22 protein-coding genes are annotated in these 21,653 nt (G+C 58.3%); 9 read left to right on the top strand and 13 right to left on the bottom strand.

What is annotated here, in order from left to right:
- The first annotated feature begins 102 nt into the window (after positions 1-102).
- The 3 genes from JOE34_RS12630 to JOE34_RS12620 all read left to right on the top strand — a co-directional run bounded on the left by JOE34_RS12630 (position 103) and on the right by JOE34_RS12620 (position 2,765).
- Positions 103-567 (top strand): CopD family protein, encoded by a 465-nt coding sequence (locus tag JOE34_RS12630; RefSeq protein ID WP_003314423.1) that lies wholly within the window; start codon positions 103-105, stop codon positions 565-567.
- 180 nt (positions 568-747) lie between these two features.
- Positions 748-1,707, top strand: a complete 960-nt coding sequence (locus JOE34_RS12625; protein WP_024665270.1) for a nucleoside-specific channel-forming protein Tsx — start codon at positions 748-750, stop codon at positions 1,705-1,707.
- A gap of 26 nt (positions 1,708-1,733) precedes the next feature.
- On the top strand, positions 1,734-2,765 hold the full coding sequence (locus JOE34_RS12620; protein WP_024661129.1) for a purine nucleoside permease: 1,032 nt from the start codon (positions 1,734-1,736) through the stop codon (positions 2,763-2,765).
- A gap of 66 nt (positions 2,766-2,831) precedes the next feature.
- On the opposite strand, the gene JOE34_RS12615 is transcribed toward JOE34_RS12620, so the two are convergent.
- The 8 genes from JOE34_RS12615 to JOE34_RS12580 all read right to left on the bottom strand — a co-directional run bounded on the left by JOE34_RS12615 (position 2,832) and on the right by JOE34_RS12580 (position 10,153).
- The gene (locus JOE34_RS12615) at positions 2,832-3,590 is read right to left on the bottom strand and encodes a hypothetical protein (RefSeq protein WP_003393380.1); all 759 of its coding nucleotides are present in this window, start codon (positions 3,588-3,590) and stop codon (positions 2,832-2,834) included.
- Entirely contained in the window at positions 3,583-3,858 is a 276-nt protein-coding gene (locus JOE34_RS12610) for a DUF1145 domain-containing protein (protein ID WP_003363526.1), read from the bottom strand. Before JOE34_RS12610 ends, JOE34_RS12615 begins: the two co-directional genes overlap by 8 nt.
- A gap of 243 nt (positions 3,859-4,101) precedes the next feature.
- The gene (locus JOE34_RS12605; protein WP_024661362.1) at positions 4,102-5,049 is read right to left on the bottom strand and encodes an EamA family transporter; all 948 of its coding nucleotides are present in this window, start codon (positions 5,047-5,049) and stop codon (positions 4,102-4,104) included.
- Positions 5,050-5,064: 15 nt separating this feature from the next.
- Entirely contained in the window at positions 5,065-6,162 is a 1,098-nt protein-coding gene (locus JOE34_RS12600; protein WP_046266677.1) for an arginine deiminase family protein, read from the bottom strand.
- Positions 6,163-6,177: 15 nt separating this feature from the next.
- Positions 6,178-7,341: a biotin carboxylase gene (locus JOE34_RS12595; protein ID WP_046266678.1), complete on the bottom strand. Its 1,164-nt coding sequence runs from the start codon at positions 7,339-7,341 to the stop codon at positions 6,178-6,180.
- Positions 7,338-8,549, bottom strand: coding sequence for an ATP-grasp domain-containing protein (locus tag JOE34_RS12590; protein WP_209995853.1), 1,212 nt, complete (start codon positions 8,547-8,549; stop codon positions 7,338-7,340). The genes JOE34_RS12595 and JOE34_RS12590 overlap by 4 nt, the downstream gene beginning before the upstream one ends.
- Before the next feature lie 14 nt (positions 8,550-8,563).
- Positions 8,564-9,451, bottom strand: a complete 888-nt coding sequence (locus JOE34_RS12585; protein ID WP_046266680.1) for a 2Fe-2S iron-sulfur cluster-binding protein — start codon at positions 9,449-9,451, stop codon at positions 8,564-8,566.
- Positions 9,452-9,475: 24 nt separating this feature from the next.
- Positions 9,476-10,153: a hypothetical protein gene (locus JOE34_RS12580; protein WP_003314413.1), complete on the bottom strand. Its 678-nt coding sequence runs from the start codon at positions 10,151-10,153 to the stop codon at positions 9,476-9,478.
- A 641-nt stretch (positions 10,154-10,794) separates the two neighbouring features.
- Between JOE34_RS12580 and JOE34_RS12575 the strand changes: the two genes are divergently transcribed.
- Positions 10,795-11,292, top strand: a complete 498-nt coding sequence (locus JOE34_RS12575; RefSeq protein ID WP_032659801.1) for a DUF6231 family protein — start codon at positions 10,795-10,797, stop codon at positions 11,290-11,292.
- Between the two features lie 3 nt (positions 11,293-11,295).
- A complete protein-coding gene (locus JOE34_RS12570) occupies positions 11,296-11,769 on the top strand; it encodes a YchJ family protein (protein WP_003314410.1) in 474 nt (157 codons plus the stop codon).
- 502 nt (positions 11,770-12,271) lie between these two features.
- Here the strand turns inward: JOE34_RS12570 and JOE34_RS12565 are convergent.
- Together JOE34_RS12565 and JOE34_RS12560 are read right to left on the bottom strand one after the other, a co-directional pair.
- Positions 12,272-14,707, bottom strand: a complete 2,436-nt coding sequence (locus tag JOE34_RS12565) for a TonB-dependent receptor (RefSeq protein WP_209995844.1) — start codon at positions 14,705-14,707, stop codon at positions 12,272-12,274.
- A gap of 113 nt (positions 14,708-14,820) precedes the next feature.
- Positions 14,821-15,372: a hypothetical protein gene (locus JOE34_RS12560; RefSeq protein WP_209995842.1), complete on the bottom strand. Its 552-nt coding sequence runs from the start codon at positions 15,370-15,372 to the stop codon at positions 14,821-14,823.
- Between the two features lie 117 nt (positions 15,373-15,489).
- Between JOE34_RS12560 and JOE34_RS12555 the strand changes: the two genes are divergently transcribed.
- On the top strand, positions 15,490-15,981 hold the full coding sequence (locus JOE34_RS12555) for an LEA type 2 family protein (RefSeq protein WP_003314407.1): 492 nt from the start codon (positions 15,490-15,492) through the stop codon (positions 15,979-15,981).
- A gap of 9 nt (positions 15,982-15,990) precedes the next feature.
- Here the strand turns inward: JOE34_RS12555 and JOE34_RS12550 are convergent, their stop codons facing one another.
- The 3 genes from JOE34_RS12550 to JOE34_RS12540 form a co-directional block, all read right to left on the bottom strand.
- The gene (locus JOE34_RS12550; protein WP_003314406.1) at positions 15,991-16,320 is read right to left on the bottom strand and encodes a hypothetical protein; all 330 of its coding nucleotides are present in this window, start codon (positions 16,318-16,320) and stop codon (positions 15,991-15,993) included.
- Between the two features lie 191 nt (positions 16,321-16,511).
- Positions 16,512-16,760, bottom strand: coding sequence for a DUF1654 domain-containing protein (locus JOE34_RS12545; protein ID WP_024665277.1), 249 nt, complete (start codon positions 16,758-16,760; stop codon positions 16,512-16,514).
- Between the two features lie 128 nt (positions 16,761-16,888).
- Positions 16,889-17,545, bottom strand: coding sequence for an XRE family transcriptional regulator (locus tag JOE34_RS12540; protein ID WP_016568795.1), 657 nt, complete (start codon positions 17,543-17,545; stop codon positions 16,889-16,891).
- 158 nt (positions 17,546-17,703) lie between these two features.
- Between JOE34_RS12540 and JOE34_RS12535 the strand changes: the two genes are divergently transcribed.
- From JOE34_RS12535 to JOE34_RS12525, 3 genes are all read left to right on the top strand, one after another.
- Positions 17,704-17,904 carry an SEC-C metal-binding domain-containing protein gene (locus JOE34_RS12535; RefSeq protein WP_003314401.1) on the top strand — a complete coding sequence of 67 codons (201 nt, stop codon included), beginning with the start codon at positions 17,704-17,706 and terminating at the stop codon, positions 17,902-17,904.
- A gap of 108 nt (positions 17,905-18,012) precedes the next feature.
- A complete protein-coding gene (locus tag JOE34_RS12530; RefSeq protein WP_004416464.1) occupies positions 18,013-18,657 on the top strand; it encodes a glutathione binding-like protein in 645 nt (214 codons plus the stop codon).
- Between the two features lie 170 nt (positions 18,658-18,827).
- Positions 18,828-21,302: a penicillin acylase family protein gene (locus JOE34_RS12525; protein WP_209995840.1), complete on the top strand. Its 2,475-nt coding sequence runs from the start codon at positions 18,828-18,830 to the stop codon at positions 21,300-21,302.
- Positions 21,303-21,653: the final 351 nt, after the last annotated feature.

The following is a 21,653-nucleotide window of genomic DNA, read 5'->3' as shown; positions in this document are numbered from 1 at the left end:
TCGGTTCGGGGGCACGGCTAAAAAGGCTGGATAAATTTTCAGTAGTTCTGAGTGGGCGCTATCATAGCGCGCTAAATCCATCCGCGCAGAACGGAGTGTCCGATGACCGCTTTTTCTACTGTCTATACATTGCATCTGCTGGCTGCCCTGGTGTGGGTTGGCGGCATGTTTTTCGCCTGGATGGTGTTGCGCCCAGCAGTCATTGCAGCACTTGAAGGCCCTTCTCGCCTGAAAGTGTGGGTCCAGGTGTTTCCGCGCTTCTTCGCCTGGGTCTGGGCTGCGGTGGTACTGCTGCCGATAACCGGCATCGGCATGATTCAGCTCAACTTCACCGGCTTTGAAACCGCGCCGCGTTATGTGCAAATCATGATGGGCCTGTACGTCGTCATGGTTGCGCTGTTTTTGCGTATCCAGTCATTGCAACTGCCGGAGCTGCGTCGTGCCGTGGAAGCCGAGCAGTGGGCCGAGGGCGCGGCGGCATTGGGCAATATCCGCCGCCTGGTCGGCATCAACCTGATTATCGGTCTGGCCGTGGTCATGCTCGCCGCTGCTCGTCCGGGCCTTTGAGGCAAAACGGAACATCACGGGGCACTGGCGGTGACACCGCGCACAGCTTGCGGGCGTTTTCCTGCCCGATCGGTCATCTTCTGTGCCTGATATCCAAGGCATTCAACATCTTGAAACAGTTTGGCATGGGCTGTGCAAACGCTTGCGATCAGCAGTACGCGCCCACGAAAAGGAGCTTCAATGCCACAGCCGCCATTCACTCGACCTGCAACGCCCTCAAGATTCCTTATGCCACTGCTGTTCGCCGCCGCCGCGGCACTGCCCTGTACCAGCGTCCTGGCACAGCCCGCCGCGGCCGAAGACTCGGCGCAAGGCGAAGCACTCAGCCCGCCCGCCTCGCCCAAGGAAGGTAAAGGCGCGTATTTTTCAGACTGGCTCAATCAGGACCTGACGCTGATCGGCAGCAAGGACATCAGCTTCGGCCCCAAGCCCAACGATGACATCTATCTGGAGTACGAATACTTCGGCCGCAAAGGGCCGTTCGAGCTGTACGGCTATGTCGACGTACCGAAGATCCTCGGCATCGGCAATGATAATGACAAAGGTGTCTGGGACCATGGCTCGCCGCTGTTCATGGAACACGAGCCACGCGTCTCGATCGACTACCTTGCCGGGCGCAGTCTGGCCATCGGCCCATTCAAAGAATGGTACGTCGCCTTCGACTGGATCTATGACCACGGCAGCAATACGGCGAACCGGGCCAACACCTTGTACAGCGGCCTGGGCACTGACATCGATACCCACTCGCGGGTCAATCTGTCGGCCAACTTCTATGGCCGCTACCAGTGGGAGAACTACGGTGCCAGCAACGAATATTCGTGGGACGGCTATCGTGCCCAGCTCAAATACATCGTACCGATCAGCACCTTCGACAACGGCGCCTCGCTGACCTACATCGGCTTCACCAACTTCGATTTCGGCTCGGACCTCAAGAACGATCCGGCACGCACCGGCAACTCCACGGTCGCCACCAATGTGCTGCTTTACGCCTTCACGCACCTGCGCTTCACCCTGGTTGGCCGCTACTTCCACAATGGCGGCAACTGGCAGGACGGCAGCGAGCTGAACTTCGGCGATGGCAACTTCCGCGCGCGCTCTGATGGCTGGGGCTACTACGCAGGCGTGGGTTACCAATTCTGAACCTTATTATGACGACAGGAATTTTCATGAAACACACCACTCGCAACACACTGTGCGCCACGCTGGCGCTGCTCAGCCCTGCTGTCTGGGCGGCTACCGCGCCGGTGGCACCGGTCACGCCCAAGGTCATGCTGATCGCCATGTTTGCGCCCGAAGCACAGAACTGGATCGACCGGCTGCATCTGACCAAGGAAATCCAGGTGCCTGGCCTTGCCGCCGAGTACCCGGCCATCCGCTGCAATGACCAGGACGTCTGCCTGCTGGTCACCGGCATGGGCCAGACCAACGCTGCGGCATCGACCCTGGCACTGGCCCTGTCGCCGCAATTCGACCTGCGCAAGACTTACTTCATTGTCGCGGGCATTGCCGGCATCAACCCGCACCGCGGCACACTCGGCACCACTGCCTGGGCGCATTATCTGGTGGAGTTCGGCACGCAGTGGGAAATCGACTCCCGCGATGTGCCCAAGGAATGGCCGACCGGTTATCTGGGCATCAACACCAAGGGCCCGAACGAGAAGCCGCCGCTGGATTACAAGACAGAAGTCTTCGAGCTCAACCCCAAGCTGCAGGCCAAGGCGTTTGCCCTGTCGCACAAGGTGACACTCAGCGAAAGCAAGGAATCCGCGGCCTGGCGCGTCAAATACCCTTATGCGCCTGCCAACCAGCCACCGCAGGTCACGCAGTGCGACACGCTGGCAGGTAATACCTGGTTTTCCGGGACGCGTCTGAGCGAGCGTGCGGAAGTCTGGACCAAGCTGCTCACCGACGGTAAGGGCGAGTATTGCACCACCCAGCAAGAGGATAACTCCACCTACGAGGCTCTGTTGCGAGCGAGCAAGGCAGGCAAGGTCGATGTCAATCGCTTGGCTGTCGTCCGCGCGGGCTCCGACTTCGATCGTCCGTATCCGGGTTACAGCGAAGTGGACAACCTGCTCAAGTACGCCGATCAGGGTGCCTTCGTCCCGGCGCTGGAAAACCTCTACCGCACCGGCAACCCGCTGGTGCAGGCGATTGTCGGCGACTGGAAGAATTGGGAAAAAGGCGTACCGCAATAACGTGATGTGAAGCGATTCGCGACTATCCGGATCATGGCCTTGCGCCTGATCCGGACAGCTCGCAGATTACAGACGTTGCAGGATCAACGCGCCTGCCGGTCCCGGAGCACCTGGCAGACCGGGCTCACCCTGTCTGCCAGACTTGCCGCCTTCAGCGCGGTAGACAACACAGCCTTTCGACGCACCGCCCTTCCCTGCCTTGCCGCCTTCGCCACCTTTGCCCGCCGCGCCGCCTGCGACATTCACCTTGATGCGTTCGGCCGGATAGCTCTGTGGCAGTTCAAGACGAACCTGCGCGCCCGCAGCGCCATCGTGGCCATTGCCGCCGCTGTCGCCGTTATAACCACGCCCGGCCTGGCCCCAGGTACAGCCCGGGGCTTCGCCCGAGCCGCCATCCAGCCCGGCATAGCCTGGGCTGCCTGCGCCACCGCGGGCATCAATCGACAGTTCTTCGGCATCCAGGCTCTGCAGGCGCAGGGTCAGGTTGCGCCCTGGCCGTGCCGGCTTCTCGAAAGTACCCGGCGCACCCCGTGCGGTGATCTGGCTGCCGGTGCCGAACTCACCGTGCAGCACGACCATGTTGAACGACTGCACACCAGGGACGATGGCAATTCGCGCTTCGTGCCCCAGTACCAGCTCGCCAATCTTCACATCATCGATACCGGCCGGAATCAGCAGAGTGCCGTAGTCGGACACTTCAAGGCGCTCGACCTGCAGAACGCTGCTGTTGCCAGGCAGACGCATCAGCGAGTGTGGAGCGACGATAATTGCCTGAGCCATGGCCAGAGGGCTGAACAACGCCGCCAGCAGAACGAGCTTACGCATGAGTGTGCCCCCTGACCGAACGGCCGATGGATTGAACATGAAAGATGCCAAACAGGATGATTTTGCCCCGGTCGCGCCACGGATGCCGGCGACCGCGCAGGCTGCCGTTGAACAGAATCAGCTCCAGCAAATGAGTCAACAACAGCACCGCGCCGGCCATGTCGATCATCACGCCAAACGGGCTGGGCGCCTCAATCGCCGCGTTGACCAGCACCACCAGCCAAAAGCCCAGCATCAATATCTTCCCCAGCCCCCAAAACACCTTCATTGCCCGCCCACCCCTTGTCATGATCCGTTACGAAATTGCAGTCTTCGCATGCTTTTCGTCGCCGCACAGTAGACGTGCTGTACGCCGAATATGCCAGCGGTGTATTGAGAAAGATCCGGAATGATCTCGACGCTGGACAATTATTGTGTGCGGCAATGCTGCAATCAAGGTTAGCGGACACCAGAAAGCCCTGTCACAAGGGTGCAGGGCTTTTTACAGGACCTCTGGTGTGTATCGAGCCTGTCAGGCCTCGCTGGGAGTCTTGGCCTGGACGACTGGACGTACCACCGGCACCGGACGCTTGTACCACCAGACACCCACCAATACCGCAGCAACGCCAAGCCATTGAACCAACGTGAGCTGCTCATCGAAAAAGAAGAACCCGATCAGAATCGCCACCACCGGACGGGCCAGTGCCGAAACAGAGGCCAGTACTACATCGACGTGCCTGAGTGCATACGCCATCAGGCCATGGCCCAGAAGCTGGCTGATCAGCGCGAGCAACGCAATGACCACCCAGCCCTGCACGGTGTCCGGCAGAATCTTCGCACTGGTGAGCAAAGCGATGGGCAGTAACAGCACTGCACAGGTAAAGCTATTCCAGATAATGATCTTGCGAGACGTGAAGCAGTCGCGCAGCGACTTGATCAGGATCAGGTAGATCGCATAGAAAAGCGCGGAGTTCAGGGCCAGCAGGTCGCCAGTCACGCTCTGGCTGGAAAACGCCACGCTGGCACTGCCGTCAAACACCAGCAGACACGCCCCGCCGATACTCAGGGTCAGCGCCAACACTTGATAGACGCCGATTTTTTCTTTCATGAACAGATAGGACAGCAGCGCCACAAACACCGGGGACAGGTTCATCAGGACCGACGTGTTGGCCATGCTGGTCAGCTTGACCGCCCAGTGATTGGACAGCAGATCCACACACGACACCACGCCCGACAGCACCAGCAGCCAGAGCATCGCCCGCCGGCTGCGCGCCGTACCGACAGCCCCGGTCTCAGTGTTTTTACCTGCTGGCCAGGCGGCCAGCGCAGAGGCCATACCGCCCGCCATGAACATTCGCAGCATCAGGGTAGACGTGGCATCCACTTCACTGAGCTTGACGAACGCAATGGCGGAGGCCACACCGATGGTACTTATGATCAGTGCCAGAACAGGCAGAAACGCCTTATTACCCACCTTCATGACGGTCCCTCGAAGTTATAGGAGTTGAGTGGCGCAATGAATGCCGCCGAACTGCTTTTGATGCTCTGTAAAGGCGATCAAACGAACATGACAGTCAAGCTCAGCCAACTGATCAAGCAGGCGCACCGGTGCGTTTTGATCGATCCAGACATGATTGCCCAATGAAAATGCATTCGCGCACCATGCCGCCATCATTTCGTCGTCCAGCCGTATCAGGCCGATACCCGCAACCTGTGCTGCCTGGCGAAACGTCAGGTCCTTGTCAGTCAATTGCCAGCCCGATGACACGCGCCGATAAACGCTGACCAGGGAGCGGTCGGCTGCGTCCGCTCTTTTCGCGTCGATCAGCAGAGTGTCACGCAGCAGGCAGGCGTAGTGATCCAGGTGAAACTGTTCGGGATTACGCCATATGTCCTGCACCGCCAGCACAACCTCGCCCTTCAGCAAGCTTGAAGCCAGCAAGAACTCGAGCACTGGGGCCTCGGTACGAAAGCCGGTGTTGATCAAGGATATGTGTTCGTTTTCCAGATAATCACCGCCCTCGAGCACTTGATCGAGTTCGACAGGAACGTGACCATGGGCAGCGACCACCTGCTTCACCACGTCAACCTCGCGCGCCCTGTCCTGACGCTTCAGCCGCCCGAAAACCGGCTGCCCGCCGACGTTCATGAAGTGGTCCTGCGGAAACAGAAGCCCGTACAGCGGTTGAATACGGTAGCTCTCGTAGGTAGCGTCCGGACTGATCCGGCCCAACTCGTCATCGTAATGCAGCCGTAGCTCGGGCTGGTTGATGATGATCTCGGCCAACTCCTGCCGACTGCAGCGGAGCAATTGCTGGTGAGCAAGCTGCTGGCGCCCATGTTCGACATTGTCGGCAAAGCGCAACGCCCGCCTTGCCAAGCGCCGCATATCCTCGATGGCCACATGCGGACCGTCTTCGCTGAACAGCGCATCGGAGAGGAAAACGGTCGGGAAACCCGCTGCATTGAAAGAGCTGGCCAGAGCCATGACATCGGCATCTGCCTGCCGAAGCGAATACGGCTGCTGCGATTCCATGAATATCGACATGGAAACAGGCTGCACGACAGAGGGAAGCTGCAGGAGCACTTTCATTCAGGGTTCCAGAAATCAGGTTGCGCGAATCGACGTCTGCAAAATATTCATGCACTGCACAATGGCCTGCTCTATCGCAGCCTGGCTGTCGGCGGCGAAGTGCAATCTGGCGGGGATATCCTCGTAGCTGAACGCATTTGAATCGCCCTGGGACTGCACGCTGCTATAGGTCAGCAGCGGATGGGAGAGCTCCATCAGCGGATCGAAGGTGAACCCGCCGGGGAACGGATTGGGCATCATCAGAAAACCGGTGATTCGGGTGTCTACCGGAGCGATAGCCACTTCCAGCGCGGCGCGGGTCCAGAGCTCATATAGGTCGATCCCCTCGCTGCGCAACGCGACAAACGGAATCTCACCGCCACCGACTCGACCGCCGATCTCCAGAAATACGAGCTCGCCACGACGTTCGATGATCTCCAGGTGAATGGCCTGGTTGTGCAGGTTGAGGCGCAGGCAGACTTCTTCGGTGAACGCACGCGCTCGCGCGATGAATGCCCGGTCATCGACCGTGACCGAGCCGAGCGGCAGGCCATTGCGAAAGTCCAGGCAGGTGTTCAGGTACTTCGACACCTTGAAGTACGGCATGCTGTCAGCCGCCAGTATCGCGTCGACATGATAGATATCGCCTTCTATGTACTCTTCGACTTCGTAGCCATTGAAATCCGGCAGGTCGGGTATATCTTCCAGGCGCTCGATCTTCACCACGCCGTCCGAGGCTGCGCCAACCTGGGGCTTGAGGATGACCGGAAAGCCGTGCTCATGACAGAAGGCTTCGACGCCGCCACGCGACGCTACATTCCGATACTGAGGATAACGAACCGAAGAACCGGTCAATGCTTCCTTCATGCTCGCCTTGTTACGGCACAGCAGGTTATCGGCGACCTTGGCACCGGGTATGTTGAATTCGGTACGCACCAGCGCAGCGGCGTCCAGATCGTATTCCGAAAAGGCGATCACGAAATCGACAGGCTGACGACGATGAATGGCCCGCGCTTCCTGAAGTATCAGATCGGCGTCCAGTGCGCTGACTTCGACTACGTTGGCGCTGACCTGCGGATCAATCAGCCGCGAATGCCCTGCCAGTGATATGTAGGAGACATCGACCTGCGAGTGATCGATGTAGTTGCGGTAGTCCGAAAGCTCGTCGTCATAGCGGTTGATGATCAGGACATGCTTCATACGATTCCAACCTCTGTGTGTACCCGCCCGACTAGGCTTCTTACAAGCGCCTCGTCGGTACCGCCGAACATGACGTAGCCGATTCTTGAGGTCCAGTCCTGATCCGAGCCAAGAGCGTCGCCGGATCGGTAATAGACCTGATGCGAAAGGTAATAAGGACTGTCGAAAATGTCGGAGAGCCCTTGCAGCTCGGTAAATTCGCTCTTATCGCCTCGGGGGATGAAAGCGATGGCACTGACGCCGTTCGCACGTGGCACGGCCCGACTGTCGATGTCCAGGTACTCACACAGTGTCTCTTTGGCAAGGTCAATGCCGCTGGCACGCCTGATCAACTCGACGATATTGTCGCCTGGAAGACGGGCCGCCAGTTCAACCGCTACCGGCTGACCTTGTGGCGTTACACGCAACTCCAGGTGGAACGGCCCGACGTTCAGCTTTATGGCCTCAAGCACCGCCAGCGAATAGTCGGTCAGTACCCTGCGAAATCCTTCTTCATAGCCTTGGCCCACGATGTGACCGACTTCGACAAAGTACGGCTCCGAGCCGAGCAGTTTCTCCGTGATGGACGCAAGGGTGACGCTGCCATCGCTGCGCACGATGCCTTCGACACTGTATTCAGTGCCGGGAATGTACGCTTCGACAATCAGCTGGCCACTGGCAGTAAAGCCGATGTCGTCGGGCAGTGATTGACGAAATGTCTCCACTGCTTCGATCAACTCTTGATGGTTGTAGAGCTTGCGCACACCGATACTGCCCGCCATATCGATCGGCTTGACCACCGCCGGAAAGCTGAAGCCCTCCGGCACAGCTACCGGCGCGTGGGCATCCAGAAGGAAAAAGCCGATCGTGCTCAGCCCCGCCTCAGTCAGCCGGCTGCGGAAATTGAATTTGTTGCGCACTTTCTCTACTGCACCGTCGTGCAGATGCGTTGTGCCTGATGCTGCCCCCAGGCGCGCGGCCATGGGCACGGCGTACTCCACACCGGGAAGAACGGCGCGGACGTCTCCCAACTCATTGATTTTCTTCAGCTGTGCCTCAAAATCACCGGTGTCGATTTTGATGACCTGACGTACCTTGGCCCGCAACTCAGCGTTGAGCTCCTGCTCGCCACCGTCACAGGAAAACACATAGACACCGACGCCCAGTTGCTGCGCCGCATTGATATAGTTAATACCGGATGAAACAGGATCAATGACAACGATGGACATGGCTCAGTCTCCGACTATCCAAAACTTTCAAGTTCACACAAGGGAAGGTTCTTTAACTTGCCGATCACCCCATCCGACCCGACGCCGATGGTGAGCGTGTCGTGCATCAAGTGTTCGCCAATGGCGAAGTCAGGGTGGGTCCATTCGGAAAAAGGAAAGTTGGTCACGTGAACGTCGCATTCAACCGTCTTGCGGAACATCTCTATACACCCTGCGTGATAATCGCTGAGGCCTGAACGATTGACGGCGTAAATGGCAACTTCACTAATACCGTACTTCGCTACCAGTTCCTGCGCACGACTCAATGCCGCGCCCATTCCACTACCACCACTCACGACATTCAAACGACTCAGGGACTGTTCATAGACCGGCAAGGCAGGGCTTGCAATTGAATATTCCAGCGGTTCGCCCACTGGCCACTGCAACAATAACCCCGAGAACAGGCCACCCTCACGCAATTTCACATGGCAGGTCAGGCTGTCGTAATCCTTGCCACCCAAGGTCACCACAGAATAACTGCGCACCGCTGAACCCTCGGGATATTTCAAACTGATGACCGACTTGGCGTTATAAAAAACCTTTTTGACCTCAAGCACGACTTCCATTATTTGCCCGGACAGCATCCGTTTGCTTTTCAGCCTGGCCTTATGAAAGGTGCTGATCGCAACACGGATATCAATATCCGTTTCAGCACGACTGACGCATGGCAGGAAGGCTTCATTCAAGGCAACGACTTTTCCCTGTTCCAGAACGCGCCCCGAAACAAGTGTGCACTTGCACACTCTGCACACCCCTTTGAGACACCCCCTTACCAACGCTTCATGAGGAAGGGCATCGGTAAGGGGTTGCTGACTCTCGGCGGTGTAAGTCTGGTCTCCAATACGCACACTGTAGATTGCCATTACACCAACCCTGAGTAAGGTGTATTAAAGCGTTGCTGCACGCAGGGCCTGGAAGTACTCACCGACCATCGGTATGAATGCCTTGATATGAACGACAGCCTTTTGCAGATCCTTCTCGTCCTTGATAACCGACGCCAGCATGTTGTTCATCATGCCGCTGTGGTCCTCGGCTTCGTCGAAAGCCACGTGAGAAGCCGCTCCGCTGACCGCTGGCTGGCCCATGCTGGCACTGGCCTTCTGGGTGATGAACGAGCTGTATTTGTCGCCGTAGTATTCGAGGAACCAGTCCCAGGTGATCGAGGACAAAGGACCGAACTTGCTCACGCAAAAGTTCAGGTAACCCATGAGTTTCCAGGTTTCCGGGAAGGCGAACTGCGCCTGAACGTCGGAGGGAGAATAGCCGTACGTGATGAGGTCCTGACCGAACATTTCGTCGTGACCGAACTCATCATACAAATAGTAAGACAATTGTTTGGCGGCGGAAATGTTGTCGACTGCCGCAACCTGTACAGCACGTGCGTCCAGTTCGTTGTTCATGTGAATGCGGATCACGCACTCCAGAATATGACGCTTGTAGTAAGACTCATTGAACCAGTCGCCTTTATGGAACTCGCCCATGACGGTGTCTTTTTTGAATTCTGCTTCCAGGCAGGTATCAACAGTGCTTTCAAGCGTCTTTAGCATCTCAGCGGTGGATATCATCGGTTGCTTCTCTCCATGTTAATCATTAATGGCTTAATGATATTTAATATTCAGCGCCCTGCTGAATCGTGTTATCCGTATCACAACAAAACAAATGACCGACGGCCAGAACCGCGAGCGAAAGCTGATCGATAGGTCAAACAACGATTGCGTAAAATAAAAAATGACGTCAAACAAGTGACCTTGCCTATTGCCAGAGGCGGCAGCTAAACAGCCGGTGTTTTTTAACAGCCGTCACTGACACGCACCCAATGGCCCGGGCAATATCATCGCTTTACGTATTCAAGGCGCACAGAAAGACGGTCCATAATAATGAACGTTGTACGTCTAATAGCCCATGGCCAGAATATTCTGCGTGTCCGCTGGACACACAGCACATACCACGCCTTTATCAAGGCATCGCAGAGAATACAAGTGAGTTACATAGTAGGTGTTTATACGTCGCGTCCATGCAGCCACTCTTGGGATCCAATTTGTGTTGCGGATCCTAATGCGTCTGAAAACAGCTTGCAAGTAACTTTATAATCTAAGTATCTGCCAAATGACTTAATAACCCGGTCGCTGCACCTGAAAGCCCGTGAACGACGCTTTCCAGACCTCGCCGGGCAGGCTAGTCTTGTCAGCTAACCAGAGGACTTTCAATGACCGTCGGCTACTCGAACCGTACGCCCCAACAAGCGCTGGCTGCCCTTCTCGATCGCTATGCGCCGCAGCGCCTGCTGTTGATCGGCGCTCAGGAGTTTCCGGCGTTGCAAGCCTTTCAGGAGGCCCACCCGCAGACCGAGGTCGCGCTGGCCGAACCCGGTGCGCTGCCTGCTCATCTGGCCGCGCAACGTTTCGATCTGGCGCTGGTGGTCGATTGTCTCGAACACATCCCCAAGCGCACCGGCCTGGAATTGTTGGGTGGCATCCGCAACCTCAACGCCAGCCGCATCGCGGTGCTCGCCGACTTGCAGGCCTGCGGTTGGCAGGAGACGGATTTTTTCTCGCTGGCGCTACAGTCCAGCGAACGCTTCGCCCGCGACGAGCAGGTGCTGAACCTGTTTACGTACGACTTGCGTGAGTACAAACAGGTGCCCGACTGGCTGAACGCGAAGTACTGGGCCAACCCGGAGAATTTTGGAAAGTATTGGTGGTGACCTATGAGTAGTGCCATTTGCCCCTGCGGCAGCGGCGATCTGTTGCTGGCCTGCTGCGGTCGCTATCACGCAGGTCAGCCTGCGCCAGGCGCGGAAAAGCTGATGCGCTCGCGTTATAGCGCCTATGTGCTGGGGCTGACTGACTATCTGGTCCAGACCACTCTGCCGGTGCAGCAAGGCGGGCTGGACCGTGAGGCTATCGCTCAGTGGAGTGCGCAGAGCACTTGGTTGGGGCTGGAGGTAGAAAGCTCGGAGGTGTTCGGCGGCAAGCCGGAGCATGCGTTCGTGACGTTTACCGCTCGCTGGCATGATGGCAATGGTGAGCACAGTCATAAGGAGCGTTCGTCGTTCGTGCAGAATCAGGGGCGCTGGTATTTTATCGATTCAACCGTGCCGTTGAAGGCTGGGCGTAATGATGCGTGTCCGTGTGGCAGTGAGCAGAAGTTCAAGAAATGCTGCTCGGCTTATGTGGACTGAGTCGCGGCTCTTTGCTTGAACGTCGAGAACTCCGCGGTTGACTATCGTTCCCATGCTCCGCGTGGGAATGCAGTTCGTGACGCTCTGCGTCACACGGCTGTTCTGTGATGTCAGGTAGATTGAGGTTCGACTCAGGTCACCTTTTCGCCCCTCGGCGAGTCACTTTGACGGGGCCAAAGTGAGCAAAGTCCCAGCTCCGTTTCCGGCCCGACTTCGTCGGGTTCCTTCGCCCTGGCACTGATCCGGGGGTCGCCGCAACGGACCATCCATGGTCCGGTGCGGCTAGCATGGCGTCCTGCCAGGCTACCCCCGGATCAGCGCCAGGACTCAGCCGTCACTTACGTCGCATTCTGCGTCGCCTGTGCCATCGTGGTTGAAAAGCGCTTTTGCGGCAGTGGCTGCGGTTTTGACTATCGTTCCTCACACCACTCCGCGTGGGAATTCAGTTCGTGACGCTCTGCGTCACACGGCGGTCTGCGTTATCAGGTGGATTGGGCTCGCCTTAAAACTCCAATTGTGCCGAGAACGCGACGGTGCGTGGGTCGCCCAGGTAGCTGCTGTTGAGCCAGTATTCCTTGTTGGTCAGGTTGCTGACGTTGACGCGCAGGGTCAGGTCGCTTTCTGCAAGACGCAGGCGGTAGCGGGCTCCGGCGTCGAAGGTGGTGAAGGACGGCAGGTCGTTTTCGTTGCTTTGATCGGTGTATTGCTTGCCGGTGTAGAACGCCCCGCCGGTCATGGCCAGGCCTCGTATAGGGTTGATGTCGTATTCGGCATAAACCTTGGCCAGTTGCTTGGCGACGTTGGTCGGTACGTTACCTTCATCAGCTGCGACGCCGGTTTTCTTGATTTTCGGGTCGAGCAAGGTAAAGCCGCCAACTACGGTCAGTTCCGGGATGACCTTGCCGGTGACGCTGAATTCCAGGCCGTTGTTCTCCTGACGTCCGTCCACAACGTAGATGTTGGAGGCAGTGGTGTAACCGTTGGGCTTCTCGATGTTGAACAGCGCCAGGGTCAACAGGGTTTCACCCAGCGTCGCCTTGGCACCGATTTCGTATTGCTCACTGATTTCAGGCGCAAACGCCTGGCCGGCATTGGCGGTCCCGCTAGGCGCGACGCCGCCCGATTGCAGGCCTTCTATATACGTGGCGTAGGTGGTCAGCCACGGCAGCGGTTTATAGACCAGCGAGATGTTCGGCGAAGTCTTGCTCTCGTTGTAGGTGGTCTCGGTTTCGGCGGAACCGAACGCCTTGGCGTAGACGAACTCGTTGGCGTAGGTTTTGATCTGCGTGTTGGTCACACCCAGGATCGCCGACCACTGCTCGTTGAAGGTGATGACGTCACCGATCAGGACATTGTTGCTTTCCGAGCTGTTGGCCAGGCGCTGGTCGCCATGCCCGATGGAGTACGCAGGCTTGCCAACCTGAGGCGTCTGGTCCAGCGGTATTGTGCCCACCGGCGAGGTGTATTGCGGGCCCGGCTGATCGGGCGTGTACGGAATGTGATCCTCGTACTGCTTCTGGCGCGAGGTATTGCCCTGATAGCCCACGGTGACCTTGTGACCGATGAAGCCGGTATCGAACGCCGCATCGAGAAACAGCGAGCCGGTCTTTTCTTCGGTTTCAATCGGGGCGAAGGCATACAGCGGCTGCGAGTAAAGGCCCGCGCTGTAGACCGTCGGCCCGGTGTAGGTGTTCTCCGAGGTGTACTGCTGGGCCGCGAAGGCCGCGCGCAAGGTGAAGGTGTCGTTCAAACGCCACTTGGCGCGCACACCGGCCTTGTCGGACTCGTAATCGGAAAACGACCACTTCTGGCTGTAGAGCCTGTCGTTGTCCAGCGATGCCGCGCTGGGGCGCAGGGACTGGTCGCCGAAATACCAGTAACTGGTCAGGCCGCGAATTTCGGTCTTCTTGTGCGAGGCGTCGAACTGTACCAGCAGGTCGTCGGACACGTTCCAGTCCAGTGCCAGGGAAATCATCTCGCGACGACGCTTGTTCAGATCGACGGCCGTTTCACCATCCTGAGTCAGCACATTAAGGCGATAGGCGAACTTGCCCTCGCTGTCGATCGGCCCGCCGAAGTCACCATGCAGGTAGTAATTCTCACCCCCGGCATTGCCCAGGGTGACGCTGTTGTAGCGTTGATAGGTCGGGCGCTTGAGCACGTAGTTGACCAGCCCGCCCGGCGAGGCTGGACCATACAGGAAGCCGGTCAGACCGGTGATGACTTCCAGTTGCTCCATCTCTTCCATGTAGTTGCTGCCGTCGGCACCGTTGGTGAACCGCAGGCCATCATTGGCGATGTTCAGGCTGCCCGCGCTGCTGAAACCACGAATATTGACGGCACTGGCGTAACCGGCGCTGGTCGGCGAGTACATCTGGGTGAACGGGTTGTGCTTGATGACATCGTCCAGCGAGGTCGCCTGGATGTTTTTTAGCAATGCCTGAGGCGTGACGCTGATGGAATAAGGCGTATCCTGCAGCCGCATGCCACCCAGCGCGCCGACGCTGCTGACGTTCTCGCTGCGATAACCTGCTGCCTCCGAACCTTCGAGGGGCGTGCTGTTGGCGTTGATGTTCACGTCCGACAGGTTCAAGGCGTTCTGTTCCATGGCCATCAGCGTGTACGTCCCGGCACTGCTCTGCACCAGTTGCAGGCCGCTGCCACGCAGGGCCTCGCGCAAGGCCGTCGCCGCGTCGAAATTGCCTTTCACCGCCGAGCTGGTTTTGCCAGCGACCAGCGCCGGGTCAAGACTCAGTGCCAGACCACCCTGGCTGGATATCTGATTCAGCGTGGTCGCCATCGGGCCTGCGGGTAGATCGTAGGCAACCAGGCTGGCCTGCTGCGCCGCCATCGACAGCGGGCTGGTCATAGGCGTGCACAGGGCGATCGCCACGGCCAACAGACTGGGACGCAGAAGGGTGTCTAACGAACGGGACATCGGGCAACTCCTGATGGAATACTTCTCAATGCCTGTTAGCCGGACGAGCGCTCGAAAGTAACAGGGCTGATTGAAAATAATTCCGTTTCAGGATTCAGCAGACTCGCAGCGCGTCACTCCGGGATGATCTTCAGGTGCGACGTATCGGGCGCCTCCTGCGACTCGAGTTTTTCGACCTGTCCCATGTCGCTGCCCACCGGGGCCAGGCTCAAATGCGAGAGATCCAGCAGCGGCGCAACAGGCTGAGGCTTGTCGGGCAGCAACTCGACGCCCGCTTCTGCGACCGAGTAATCCGGCGCATCGACGTCCACAAAAGCCGCCATATAGGCGTCGCGCGGTTTGATCTGCAAACGCCCGGGACTGACCGGGGTCTTGCGCAACCAGTTCGGTGCGTCGGGCGGCGGCGCCAGTTCGACCTCTTCCATGGGCAATGGTGTATTCATTTCCAGCACACGCACCAGAGCACCCGCGCGCTCGAGGGTGGCGCGATATTTCTCTGCCGTTGCTGCGTCGAGATTGTTTTTCAGAACCAGTCGGCGTCCCGAGAACAGGAGGTCCAGACGTTCGGCATCTGCATTGAACAGCTTGCCAAGGTTAGCCCTTACCTTCTCGGGTTGTGCTCCGGCGACCAGTTCGGCACTGAAGACAATTTCGTAGAGATTCATGGAAGAAGACACCGATATGCACGTCAGTAAAAGTATGGCGAAGCGTCAGACAGCGCAATAAGCGCGTTGCCGTTGAACGTCGAGTTGGTAGACTCAGGCGTCAAAGGGAGCACATCCATGTTTTTTCAGGCGCACATTACAAGAATCATAAGCCTTGCGTTGATCCTGTCCGGGCTCAGCGGATGCTCGCTCCTGAGTTTTGACCGCACTCAGGAACCGGAAGTGCATTTGCTGAAGGTCCAGGTGGTCAAGGCGAGGCTGACACAGCAGGATTTCAAGCTGTACTTCGAAGTCGATAACCCCAACGAAGACAGCTTGCTGGTACGTGGCCTGAAGTACAAGATCACCCTCAATGACATGGTCCTTGTCGATGACACGTTCAGCGACTGGTTTGTCGTCGACGGTAATAGCCGCAAAACCTTTGTTGTGCCGATTCGCACCAACCTCTGGCGCTACGCACGGTACATCGCTCAACTGCTGAAAAAGCCTGATGAGCCGGTTCATTATCAGCTGGACGGCAAGCTCAAGACCGGCATCGTGTTCAGGCACAACGTGCGCATCGGCACTTCAGGCGACGTGCTGCCGGAAGACCTGATCCAGCGCCGTTAATCATTCAGCCTATCCGCCCAGCTTGCCCTTGATCAGCTCAAGAAGAAACTTCCAGATGTCCGCGGCCCACAATGCCCGGTTGACGGCACTGATCAGCGCACCGCCGAACGATCCCAGCAGAAACCCAACCCCCGTAGTGTTGCGCGGATCTGCCACGCCAAGGTAATCACTGGCGATGCCGGTGAGGAATACTGCACAGGCCACGCCGGTCACCAGAAAAACCAGCCAGGCACGCCAGTCGAGCAGACCTGCCTTATGCCACCAGCCAGAAATGATCGCACCCACCAGACCGGCTACCAGCCACTCGCCTCGGTCTGCCAAACCATTCAAGATATCCATCGCTTCTGACTCCGTTCAAGAAATACAGCCGTTCACGAACACAGAAAATTCACGCACTGGGGGGGGCGTGCCGCAGATTGCTGCGGCGCAGGCACCGTTAGAAAACCGGAAAAATTAAGCATGCTTAAAAACACAAGCAAACGTATGCCACCAACCCGCCGCGCCACCGGGCGAGCATCAGAGGCTTGAGGTCAGTTGTCGATGTAGCGCTGCCAGCCAATCCTTACCGAACCGTCTGGCTGACGGTCAATCTCGATGCCTTCGGTTTCTTCGATTTCCTGCAGCACCACGTTCCAGCTGTCCTCGGGCTCATCATCACGACGGGCGACGATGACCCACTGGGTCTTTTGAACATTCGGCGCGGAGACCAGCCGTTGAATGCGCTTGCCGATCTGTTCGTAGGAAGACCTGCCTGTCGATCCAGCATCATTGCCAGCCATGATAGCCTCCGAGGTATAACTGTATATAAATACAGTATTCCAGCTGTATGAACCTCGCAAGCATTTCGTAGGACGTTTCCTGCCGAGCATCTTTGGCGAAAAAGCCTGCAAGCCTTGTCACGCGAGGCTTACAGCCTGCCAGTCATCCTCACCGCTACGCCGATAATGCGACAGTCGGCACCGCATTCGATCATTTTGTACGCCGGGTTCAGGGGCTTCAGATAGCGTGTGCCACCGTCCTCGACCAGCTTCTTGAACGTCGCCTCGTTGCTGGCGGGTAGCTTGGCGATCACCAGCTTGCCGGGCTGCACATCAGCCTCCGTGTCCACCAGAATCATCATTCCTTCCGGCACACTGACGCCGGTGGGCGCGGTCATCGAATCGCCCTTGACCTCCAGCCAGAACGCCGGCCCCTTAGAGTCGTAGTCGGAGATTTCATAGCGGTCGGAAAAGCCGTCGGGATAAGGCTGAACCGCCTCTTCCCAGGAGCCCGCCGACACCCAGCTGATCACCGGATAGCGGAAGGACATTTTCGGCTGATCGATCAGCGCAACGTTGGCGTCGAAGGCAGGCGCCTGTTCCGGCCCCTCGCCAATCGCCAGCCATTCGGCACGAAAGCCCGTGGCCCTGGCCAGTGCGTAAAGATTTTCCGGCCGCAGGCTTTTGCTTTCCCCACTGATCCATTGGGTAACGGCAGAGTTGGCCACGCCGCACTGGGCGGCAATCTCACCTTTCTTCAGGCCGCTGGCGGCGATTGCCCTGGCGATACGTTCCTGTCGGGTCATGAATCGGCTCCGCACATGGCAATAAAGAATACTGAAAAATGCTCAACTGATACTAAGCATACTTAAAAAATGGCGCTGTGCGAATCCCAATATGCCGATACTGCTTGGCCGTGATTTGCGGGATAATGCGCGCCAGATTTAATTGCGGAGTAAAACCGATGAACCAGCAAGCCCATGTGCATGGCCCCGATTGCAACCATGACCACGATCACCACGACCACCAGCACGGCCATGTACACGGTCCAGACTGCGGTCACGCTCACCAGGAACCGGTGCGCAATACCCTTAAAGATGTCGGTCGTAACGATCCTTGCCCGTGCGGCAGCGACAAGAAATTCAAGAAATGCCACGGCGCGTAAGGCGCGGAGCATTATGGACGACGGCCTGCATTGCAGGCCGTTTTCATTTGTAGGCGGCAGGTGAGCAATGTAAAACATGGGGTTTCGGTCACCCACATGGAGCGCTCAATGATCGACCTGCATTACTGGACCACGCCCAACGGGCACAAAATCACGCTGTTTCTGGAAGAGGCAGGTCTGCCCTACACGATCTTTCCGGTGAACATCGGCAAAGACGAGCAATTCAAAGCCGAATTCTTGAAAATCGCCCCCAACAACCGCATCCCGGCCATTGTCGATCACCAGCCTGCTGACGGCGGCGCACCGCTGAACCTGTTTGAGTCGGGCGCCATTCTGCTGTACCTCGCCGAGAAGACCGGGCAATTCATCCCGCAGGATCTACGTGGTCGCCAGGAAGTGTCGCAATGGCTGTTCTGGCAAATGGGCGGGCTCGGTCCGATGGCCGGTCAGAATCATCACTTCAATCGTTTCGCCAAGGAAAAGATCCCCTACGCGATCGAGCGCTACGTCAAAGAAACTGCACGACTGTATGACGTACTGAACAAGCGTCTGGCCGATCGCCAGTTTGTGGCGGGTGACGAGTACAGCATCGCCGACATGGCGATCTACCCATGGATCGTGCCGCACACCTATCAACAGCAGAATCTGGACGACTTCCCGCACCTCAAGCGCTGGTTCGACAGCATCGCCGGTCGCGAAGCGACACAACGCGCGTATGCGCTGGTCGAGAAGATCAACCCGTCGAAGCCTTGAGTCCCCTTGGACTCAAATGGCGACTCTTGTGCCTGCGCTGAGCAATGGCACAAGAGCCGTCTGGTCACTTCTGCAAAATCCTGAAATAAACTCGCCCTTCCCGCTTGCGCGCTGGCGGGCTGCTCTCTAACGTAGCGGCTTTTGTACGTTACCCCTCCAGGAGCTTGCCCATGGCCTCGCCAGCCCTTCGTCATTTTCTACCCCGATTCGGCGCTGCCGCCGCTGCGGCGAGCTTCCTGAGCCTTGCCGGCTGCCAATTGGGCGGCGGCGATCCCGAGACCGTGCTGCCTGTTTCCGGGACATTCCCGCTCAAAGGGCTGGCGCAAAATGTTTCGGTGCGCCGCAACACGATGGGCATGCCGCTGATAGAAAGCAGCAGCTACCACGATGCGCTGTTCACGCTCGGCTACGTTCATGCCGGTGATCGAATCGGTCAGATGCTCGGCATGCGTCTGCTAGCACAGGGCCGCTTGTCGGAAATGGCCGGCGCGGATGCGCTGGACGTCGACCGCCTGATGCGCTCGGTCAACCTCAAGCAGAACGCCAGCGACCTGTACAACGCAGCGTCGCCACGCTTGAAACGTTTCTTCGATGTCTATGCACGCGGTGTGAACGCCTACCTGTTCCGTTATCGCGACAAGCTGCCTGCCGAGATCGCCAGTTCGGGCTACAAGCCGGAATACTGGAAGCCGGAAGACTCGGCGCTGATCTTCAGCCTGCTCAATTTCAGCCTGTCGGTAAACCTGCAGGAAGAGCTGTCGGCGCTGGTTCTGGCGCAGAAAGTCAGCGCGGACAAACTCGCCTGGCTGTTGCCGACCTACCCTGACGAAGAATTACCATTTGCCGAAGCCGACAAGCTCAAGGGCCTGAACCTCAACAATCAGGTCACCGGCCTGAGCGATCTGAACAGGATCGCCCTGCAGCTCTCGGACCTGAACATGCTCGGCGTTGCGGCCTCCAGCAACTGGGCCATCGCGCCACAACGCAGCCGCAACGGCAAGAGTCTGCTGGCCAGTGACATGCAGCTGCCTGCCGGGCTCAATTCTGCCTGGAGCTTCGTGCAGATCCGCGCACCGAAATACCAGGTGTCCGGCGTCACCATCGCCGGTATGCCGCTGGTGCTCAGCGGTTTCAACGGCAAGCTGGCGTGGAGCATGAGCAACGTCAAGGGCGACAACCAAGACCTGTTTCTGGAGAAGATCAAGCGCGAAGGCAACCGCGTCTCTTATATGGCTGACGGCAAATGGCTGCCAGCGGCGGCGCATCAAGAAACCTTTCTGGTCAAGGGCGGCAGCTCGCTGCGTGAAACCGTGTATGAAACTCGCCACGGCGCGCTGCTCAACGCCTCTGCAACCCCGCCCGGCAACGGTTTGAGCCTGGCGCTGCAAGTCCCGAACTTCAAGGACGACAAGAGCCTGGATGCGTTCTTCGATCTGTCCCGTGCGCCCAACGTCGAGAAAGCCTTCGATACCAGCCGCGAGATTCGGGCGATCACCCTGAATATGATCTTTGCCGACGCCTCGAACATTGGCTGGCAGGTCACCGGCCGCTTCCCGAACCGGCGTGAAGGCCAGGGTCTACTGCCTTCGCCGGGTTGGGAGGGCAAGTACGACTGGGACGGTTTTGCCGACTCAATGCTCCACCCTTATGATCAGGACCCGCGCCAAGGCTGGCTCGCAGCGGCCAACCAGCGCACGATACCGAAAGGCTACGGCATGCAGCTCTCCAACTCGTGGGGCTACCCGGAGCGTGCCGAGCGGATTGCCGAACTGGCCAACGGTGGCAAGCAGGACCTGCGCAGCACCATCGCCATGCAATACGACCAGACCACGACGTTCGCCGCCAAGCTCAAGACCATGTTCCAGGCGCCAGGCATGAGCAAGCCGCTCAAACAGGCCATCGATGCCCTGCCCGAAGCCGATCGCAACAAGGCCCGCGAAGCGTTCACGCGCCTGATGGCGTTCGATGGCAAGCTCAGTGCTACCTCGGCCGATGCGGCGCTGTACGAGCTGTTTCTGCAGGAAAGCGCCAAGCAGATTTTCCTTGATGAATTGGGTCCGGAAACCAGCCCTGCCTGGCAGGCACTGGTGGCCAATGCCAGCTCATCCTACTCACCACAGGCCGACCATCTACTGGGCCGAGATGACAGTCCGTATTGGGATGACGTTAAAACCCCGCAGAAGGAAGACAAACCGGCCATCCTCGCGCGCAGTCTGGCGGCTGCCATCACCAGTGGCGACAGCCTGTTGGGCAGCGATCACAAGGCCTGGCAATGGGGCAAACTGCACCGTGACAACTGGGTCTCGACCAGCCCGCTGGCCAAGCAGTTGGGTGGCGGCGAGTTCAACCGTAGCGCCACACCAGCGGGTGGTGATCACACGACGCTGAACGTGTCCGGCTTCGAGTGGGGCAAGGGCTTCGACGCCCGCATGGCCCCCGGTCTGCGCATGATTGTCGACTTCAGCCTGGTCGAACCGATGACCGGCCTGATCAGCACCGGCCAATCCGACAACCCGGCCAGCCCGTATTACGCCAACAGCATCGAGCCGTGGCAGAAAGGCCAGTATCAGTCGATTCCGGTGCAACAACAGAACTACGAAAAGGGCTACGGCAAGCAACGCCTGACGCTGACACCGGGCAAGTAAGCGCCGAAAACCGGACGCAGCGGTTTTTCTTTGTCAGGTAGATTGGGGTTCGGCTTGAGTCATCAATGTCCGGAAGAAACACCATCGTGCATAAAAGCGCTTTTCTGTCGCGATGGCACTGACGACGCAGAGTGCGACGTAAGTGACGGCTGAGTCCTGGCGCTGATCCGGGGGTAGCCTGGCAGGACGCCAGGCTAGCCGCACCGGGCCATGGATGGCCCGTTGCGGCGCCCCCCGGATCAGTGACAGGGCGAAGGAACCCGACGAAGTCGGGCCGGAAACGGAGCCAGGGGGTTTGGTTACTTTGGCCCCATCAAAGTAACTCGCCGAGGGGCGAAAAGGTGACTTGAG

The organism is Pseudomonas sp. PvP028, assembly GCF_017832255.1.
Lineage (GTDB): Bacteria > Pseudomonadota > Gammaproteobacteria > Pseudomonadales > Pseudomonadaceae > Aquipseudomonas > Aquipseudomonas syringae.
The sequence above is the reverse complement of the archived record's forward strand: the minus strand, read 5'-3'. Positions and strand labels throughout refer to the sequence as shown.

Excerpts from the sequence above, each read along its gene's own strand:
- JOE34_RS12630 (WP_003314423.1), top strand. The coding sequence starts at position 103 with ATGACCGCTTTTTCTACTGTCTATACATTGCATCTGCTGGCTGCCCTG.
- JOE34_RS12625 (WP_024665270.1), top strand. The coding sequence starts at position 748 with ATGCCACAGCCGCCATTCACTCGACCTGCAACGCCCTCAAGATTCCTT.
- JOE34_RS12620 (WP_024661129.1), top strand. The coding sequence starts at position 1,734 with ATGAAACACACCACTCGCAACACACTGTGCGCCACGCTGGCGCTGCTC.
- JOE34_RS12615 (WP_003393380.1), bottom strand. The coding sequence starts at position 3,590 with ATGCGTAAGCTCGTTCTGCTGGCGGCGTTGTTCAGCCCTCTGGCCATG.
- JOE34_RS12610 (WP_003363526.1), bottom strand. The coding sequence starts at position 3,858 with ATGAAGGTGTTTTGGGGGCTGGGGAAGATATTGATGCTGGGCTTTTGG.
- JOE34_RS12605 (WP_024661362.1), bottom strand. The coding sequence starts at position 5,049 with ATGAAGGTGGGTAATAAGGCGTTTCTGCCTGTTCTGGCACTGATCATA.
- JOE34_RS12600 (WP_046266677.1), bottom strand. The coding sequence starts at position 6,162 with ATGAAAGTGCTCCTGCAGCTTCCCTCTGTCGTGCAGCCTGTTTCCATG.
- JOE34_RS12595 (WP_046266678.1), bottom strand. The coding sequence starts at position 7,341 with ATGAAGCATGTCCTGATCATCAACCGCTATGACGACGAGCTTTCGGAC.
- JOE34_RS12590 (WP_209995853.1), bottom strand. The coding sequence starts at position 8,549 with ATGTCCATCGTTGTCATTGATCCTGTTTCATCCGGTATTAACTATATC.
- JOE34_RS12585 (WP_046266680.1), bottom strand. The coding sequence starts at position 9,451 with ATGGCAATCTACAGTGTGCGTATTGGAGACCAGACTTACACCGCCGAG.
- JOE34_RS12580 (WP_003314413.1), bottom strand. The coding sequence starts at position 10,153 with ATGATATCCACCGCTGAGATGCTAAAGACGCTTGAAAGCACTGTTGAT.
- JOE34_RS12575 (WP_032659801.1), top strand. The coding sequence starts at position 10,795 with ATGACCGTCGGCTACTCGAACCGTACGCCCCAACAAGCGCTGGCTGCC.
- JOE34_RS12570 (WP_003314410.1), top strand. The coding sequence starts at position 11,296 with ATGAGTAGTGCCATTTGCCCCTGCGGCAGCGGCGATCTGTTGCTGGCC.
- JOE34_RS12565 (WP_209995844.1), bottom strand. The coding sequence starts at position 14,707 with ATGTCCCGTTCGTTAGACACCCTTCTGCGTCCCAGTCTGTTGGCCGTG.
- JOE34_RS12560 (WP_209995842.1), bottom strand. The coding sequence starts at position 15,372 with ATGAATCTCTACGAAATTGTCTTCAGTGCCGAACTGGTCGCCGGAGCA.
- JOE34_RS12555 (WP_003314407.1), top strand. The coding sequence starts at position 15,490 with ATGTTTTTTCAGGCGCACATTACAAGAATCATAAGCCTTGCGTTGATC.
- JOE34_RS12550 (WP_003314406.1), bottom strand. The coding sequence starts at position 16,320 with ATGGATATCTTGAATGGTTTGGCAGACCGAGGCGAGTGGCTGGTAGCC.
- JOE34_RS12545 (WP_024665277.1), bottom strand. The coding sequence starts at position 16,760 with ATGGCTGGCAATGATGCTGGATCGACAGGCAGGTCTTCCTACGAACAG.
- JOE34_RS12540 (WP_016568795.1), bottom strand. The coding sequence starts at position 17,545 with ATGACCCGACAGGAACGTATCGCCAGGGCAATCGCCGCCAGCGGCCTG.
- JOE34_RS12535 (WP_003314401.1), top strand. The coding sequence starts at position 17,704 with ATGAACCAGCAAGCCCATGTGCATGGCCCCGATTGCAACCATGACCAC.
- JOE34_RS12530 (WP_004416464.1), top strand. The coding sequence starts at position 18,013 with ATGATCGACCTGCATTACTGGACCACGCCCAACGGGCACAAAATCACG.
- JOE34_RS12525 (WP_209995840.1), top strand. The coding sequence starts at position 18,828 with ATGGCCTCGCCAGCCCTTCGTCATTTTCTACCCCGATTCGGCGCTGCC.